Below are 241 nucleotides of genomic sequence, written 5' to 3' on the forward strand. Positions count from 1 at the left end.
GCTCATTGACGCTGAGTCGCTCTCACTTACTGAAGTAGAAGTGCTCATGCTTGCTGAATCACTTTCGCTCACTGAAGTAGAAGTGCTCATTGACGCTGAATCACTTTCGCTCACTGAAGTTGAAGTGCTCATTGACGCTGAGTCGCTCTCACTTACTGAAGTAGAAGTGCTCATGCTTGCTGAATCACTTTCGCTCACTGAAGTAGAAGTGCTCATTGACGCTGAATCACTTTCGCTCACT

General features: G+C 46.5%; 1 pseudogene. It reads left to right on the forward strand.

What is annotated here, in order from left to right:
* A pseudogene (locus SH09_RS17350) lies at positions 1-241 on the forward strand (hypothetical protein); the annotation flags it as partial.

It is taken from the genome of Staphylococcus gallinarum, assembly GCF_000875895.1.
Lineage (GTDB): Bacteria > Bacillota > Bacilli > Staphylococcales > Staphylococcaceae > Staphylococcus > Staphylococcus gallinarum.